General features: G+C 67.3%; 4 protein-coding genes. 2 read left to right on the top strand and 2 right to left on the bottom strand.

Features of this window, described 5'->3' with window-relative positions:
* Nucleotides 1–253 (bottom strand): Fur family transcriptional regulator (locus AC5JJ6_RS26205; RefSeq protein ID WP_496044889.1); only part of this gene is annotated, 253 nt, incomplete at its 3' end.
* Between the two features lie 115 nt (nucleotides 254–368).
* The gene (locus AC5JJ6_RS26200; protein ID WP_496044888.1) at nucleotides 369–2,228 is read right to left on the bottom strand and encodes an ABCB family ABC transporter ATP-binding protein/permease; all 1,860 of its coding nucleotides are present in this window, start codon (nucleotides 2,226–2,228) and stop codon (nucleotides 369–371) included.
* 46 nt (nucleotides 2,229–2,274) lie between these two features.
* Here AC5JJ6_RS26200 and murJ point away from each other — a divergent pair, with 46 nt between their 5' ends.
* Together murJ and trpS are read left to right on the top strand one after the other, a co-directional pair.
* Nucleotides 2,275–3,840, top strand: coding sequence for a murein biosynthesis integral membrane protein MurJ (gene murJ, locus AC5JJ6_RS26195; protein WP_496044887.1), 1,566 nt, complete (start codon nucleotides 2,275–2,277; stop codon nucleotides 3,838–3,840).
* A 64-nt stretch (nucleotides 3,841–3,904) separates the two neighbouring features.
* Nucleotides 3,905–4,903 carry a tryptophan--tRNA ligase gene (trpS, locus tag AC5JJ6_RS26190; RefSeq protein WP_496044886.1) on the top strand — a complete coding sequence of 333 codons (999 nt, stop codon included), beginning with the start codon at nucleotides 3,905–3,907 and terminating at the stop codon, nucleotides 4,901–4,903.
* The last annotated feature ends 20 nt before the right edge of the window (nucleotides 4,904–4,923 follow it).

The raw sequence follows: 4,923 nt of genomic DNA, 5'->3' as shown, positions 1-4,923 counted from the left end.
AGGACCGCCCGGCCTCGACCACGACTTCGCGCAGCAAACCTGCGTCGGTGAACTGGTGCAGCGTGTTGTAGACCGTCGCCAGCGAAACCTGTACTTCGGCATCGACCGCTTCCGCATGCAGCTGCTCGGCCGTGATGTGCCGGTCGACCTTGTCGAACAGCAGGCGCGCCAAGGCCAGCCGCTGGCGGGTCGGACGGAGGCCGGCCTGTTGCAGCCGGTCCAGTGCATGCTTGAAGGGTCGTGTTCCAGTCATGGCCCTGCATATGGTAGCGGTTGAGGCATAAAAAAGGCGCCCACGAATTCGTCAGAATTATTTAGAACGAATCCAGGCGCATGTTCAAGCTTTTGAGAATTACGAGTCGAATTGTTCAATCCGCCGCTTCCCGGTCGGCTTGCTGGCGTGCCCACAATGCTGCATAGGCGCCGCCCCGGTTGAGCAGGGCCGCGTGGCTGCCGCGCTCGGCGATGCGCCCGTCCTCCAGCACCAGGATCTCGTCGGCGTGGACTACGGTGGAAAGCCGGTGGGCGATCACCAGCGTCGTGGTGCCCCGGCTGACTTCCCGCAGGCTCCGCTGGATGGCAAGCTCGGTATGGCTGTCCAGGGCCGATGTCGCCTCGTCGAACAGGAACAGGCGCGGGCGCTTCAGGATGGCGCGGGCGATGGCGACGCGCTGCTTTTCGCCGCCCGACAGCTTGAGGCCGCGCTCGCCGACCATCGTTTCGTAGCCGTCGGGCAGGCCGTCGATGAAGTCGTGGATCTGGGCCTGCCGCGCCGCCTGCTCGATCTCCTCCATGGAAGCGCCGGGCCGGCCGAACGCCAGATTGTAGAGGATCGTGTCGTTGAACAGCACGGCGTCCTGCGGAACCACCGCGATCGCCTCGCGCAGGCTCGCCTGGGTGACGGTCGCGATGTCGGCGCCGTCCAGCGTGATGCGGCCCGATGCCGGATCGTAGAAGCGGAACAGCAGGCGGCCGATGGTGGACTTGCCGGCGCCGCTCGGCCCGACGATCGCCAGCGTGCGGCCGGGCGGCACTTCGAACGACACGTCGTCCAGGACCGGCCGGCGCGGATCGTAGGCGAAGCCGACGTCTTCGAACCGCAGGCGCCCCGGTCCCTTCGGCAGGCTGCCGGCCCCGGCGGCGTCCGCGACTTCGGCCGGCTGGTCGAGCAGGGTCAGCATCTGCTCGACGTCGGTCAGCGACTGCTTGATCGAGCGGTAGAGCTGGCCCAGCCGGTCGAGCGGCCGGATGAGCTGGAGCAGGTAGGTGTTGACCAGCACGAAGTCGCCGACGGTCATGGCGCCCCCGGCCACCTTGGACGCCGCCAGCAGGATCATCGCGGTCAGCCCCACGCCCAGGATGGAGACCTGGAGGATGCCGGTCAGGCTGCGCCACATCATGGCGTTGACGGTCAGCCGCTCGACCTCCTGAAGGGCGCCGTCGTAGCGGTCCGCGATGTGGCGCTCGTTGCCGAAATACTTGACCGTCTCGTAGTTCAGCAGGCTGTCCACCGCCTTGCCGTGCGCCTCCGCCCCCTCGGCGACGGCGCGGCGCTGGCGGCGGCGCAGCCGTTCCGACCCGATCACGAGGCAGAAGCCGTAGAGCGCCAGCGTGACCACGATGATGCCGGCGAAGGCCGGGCTGAAGGCGCCCAGCAGCACGGCGCAGATGATCGCGATCTCGGCGAGCAGCGGCAGGATCAGGAACACCACGTCGAACAGCAGCTCGCGGATGCCGCGCATGCCGTTGTCGAGCACCCGGCTGATCTGTCCGGTGCGCCGCGCCAGATGGAAACGCAGGCTGAGTTCGTGAACGTGGCGGAAGACAGCCATGCCCATGTGCCGCTGCATCCGCTGCTCGATCGGCCCGTACATGGCCCAGCGCAGCTCGTTGAAGACCTTAGCCAGCCACTGCATCGCGCCATAGGCCAGCAGCAGCGCCACGGGAACGGCGATCGCCGCCTGACCGGGAGCGGAAATCCTGTCCACCGCCTGGGCGAACAGGATGGGCACCACGGCATTCAGCAGGGCCGTCAGGCACAGCAGCGCCATCGACAGCACCAGCCGCACCCGGAGGCCACGGTCGTCGCGCGGCCACAGGAACGGCAGCATCAGCCTGAAGATCCGGGCATCGACGGAGGGTAATGCTGGAGCGTCGGAAGGTCGTTCGTTCAGGATGCGCGGCATGGTTGGAAGCTGGGGTGCGGGAGGCGGGATGGCAATCCCCATCGGCGACCTTCCCCCAGCCCGCGATCTCGGCTAAATCCCTTCCATCATGAGTTTCGCGCACGCTATCGCCACCGTCGGCGGATTGACCATGCTGAGCCGGGTGGCGGGGTTCGCCCGCGACATCCTGACCGCCGCCATCCTGGGAGCGGGGCCGGTCGCCGACGCCTTCTTCGTGGCGCTCAAGCTGCCCAACTTCTTCCGCCGGTTGTTTGCCGAAGGGGCCTTCACCGTCTCCTTCGTCCCAATGTTCTCGGCGGAACTCCAACGAAACGGCCGCAGGGCGGCGCAGGGATTCGCGGAAGAGGCGCTGGCGGTCATGGTGACGGTGCTGCTGCCCTTCGTCATCGCGATGGTCGCGGCCATGCCCTGGCTGATGCACGCGCTGGCGCCCGGCTTCAGCGACGAGCCGGAGAAGTTCGCCCTGGCGGTCGATTTCGCCCGCATGACTTTCCCCTACCTGCTGCTGGTCTCGCTGGTGGCGCTGCTGGGCGGCGTGCTCAACTCGCTGGACCGTTTCGGACCATTCGCCGCAGCCCCGATCGCCTTCAACCTGACCCTGATCGCGGCGCTGCTGGTGGCGCGGGAGGCGGGAATGCCCGCCGGGCTCGTCATGTCGCAGGCGGTCACGGTGGCGGGGATCGTGCAACTGGTCTGGCTGGCCGCATCCTGCCGGGCGGCGGGGATCGGCCTCCGCCTCCGCTTGCCGCGCCTGACGCCCGACGTGAAGAAGCTGATGGTGCTGATGGTGCCGGGCGCCATCGGCACCGGGGTCATGCAGATCAACCTGTTCATCAATATCGTGCTGGCGTCCCTGCTTCCGTCCGGCGCTGTATCGTTCCTGTATTATGCCGACCGGCTCAACCAGTTGCCGCTGGGGGTGATCGGCATCGCCATCGGGACGGCGCTGCTGCCGGTATTGTCGCGCCATGTCGCCGGCGGCGACCATGGCGCCGTGCGCCACTTCCTCAGCCGCGCGCTGGAGTTCTCGCTGATGCTGGGGCTGCCGGCGGCGGTCGCCCTGCTGATAACCGCCCAGCCGATCATCCATGTCCTGTTCGAGCGCGGCGCCTTCGGCCCGCATGAGACTTCCGCCACCGCGCAGGCGCTGGCGGCCTATGCCATCGGCATCCCAGCCTTCGTGATCGTCAAGGTGCTGAGCGCCGCCTTCTTCGCCCGTCAGGATACCGGAACGCCGGTCCGGGTCGCGATAGCGGTGACCCTGACCAATGCAGCCCTGGGGTTGGCGCTGATCCAGCCGCTCGGCCATGTCGGGATCGCGCTGGCGACGGGCGTCACCGCCTGGATGAACGCGGCCCTGCTGGGCTGGCTGCTCCACGCCCGAGGTAATTTCCAGATCGACGACCGGCTGCGCCGCCGCGCTCCCCGCCTGCTGGCGGCCGGGCTGGTCATGGGGGTGGCGCTCCAGGCCGCGTCATGGCTGCTGGCGCCGTGGCTGGACGGACCTATGGCACTCAGGACGACGGCGCTGGCAGCCCTGGTCGGCATCGGCGCCGCCGTCTATTTCGCCGTCGCCCACGGCATCGGCGGCGTCCGGCTGGGGGAGATCGGCATTCTGCTGAAGCGTGCGCCGGAACCGCCCGGCGCCGCTTGACCGGCCCCGCCGCAGAGGGGATAACAGCCGGGCCATCCTCTCAGGGTATATTCGGAGACGACCAGTGAACCGCATCTTCTCGGGCATGCAGCCGACCCGCCAATTGCATCTGGGCAACTATCTGGGTGCCCTGCGCAACTGGGTCGCCTTGCAGGACCAGTTCGAGAGCATCTTCTGCATCGTCGATCTGCATGCCCTGACGCTGCCGCAGGACCCCGCCGTCCTGCTGTCGAACACGCGGGAAGTGACGGCGGCCTATATCGCCGCCGGCATCGATCCCGACCGCTGCATCATCTTCAATCAGGCGGCGGTCGCGGCCCATTCCGAACTGTCCTGGATCCTGTCCTGCCACACCCCGATGGGCTGGCTGAACCGGATGACCCAGTTCAAGGAGAAGGCCGGCAAGCACCGGGAGAATGCTGCCCTCGGCCTCTACGCCTACCCGGTCCTGATGGCTGCCGACATCCTGGTCTACAAGGCGACCCATGTGCCGGTCGGCGAGGACCAGAAGCAGCACCTGGAACTGGCGCGCGACATCGCCGGCGCCTTCAACCGGCACTACGGCAACGACTTCTTCCCGCTGCCCGAGCCGCAGATCCTGGGCGAGGCGACCCGCGTCATGTCGCTGCGCGACGGCTCGAAGAAGATGAGCAAATCGGACGAATCCGACTATTCGCGCATCAACCTGACCGATGACGCCGACACCATCGCGCTCAAGGTCCGCAAGGCCAAGACCGATCCGGAACCGCTGCCGGAAGCGGTCGAGGACTTGGAGAAGCGGCCCGAAGCCGACAACCTCGTCACGATCTATTCGGCGCTGGCCGGAACCTCCCGCCAGGACACGCTCAGCCAGTTCGCCGGGCAGCAGTTCAGCGCCTTCAAGGGCAATCTGGTCGATCTGGCGGTGGCGAAGCTGGCGCCGATCAGCACGGAAATGAACCGCCTGATGTCCGATGTCGGCGAGATCGACCGCATCCTGCGGCATGGCGCCGACAAGGCGAGCGCCATCGCCTCGGCCAACCTGTCGGACATCAAGGACATCATCGGCCTCCTGCGTCCCTGATGCGTATCCTCGTCACCGGT

The organism is Skermanella sp., from assembly GCF_059503625.1.
Note: the sequence above shows the minus strand (reverse complement) of the source record. Positions and strands in the feature narration are given on the sequence as shown.

What these genes read in the sequence shown, in the direction of transcription:
- AC5JJ6_RS26200 (WP_496044888.1), bottom strand. Translation starts at nt 2,228, where the DNA reads ATGGGGATTGCCATCCCGCCTCCCGCACCCCAGCTTCCAACCATGCCG.
- murJ (WP_496044887.1), top strand. Translation starts at nt 2,275, where the DNA reads ATGAGTTTCGCGCACGCTATCGCCACCGTCGGCGGATTGACCATGCTG.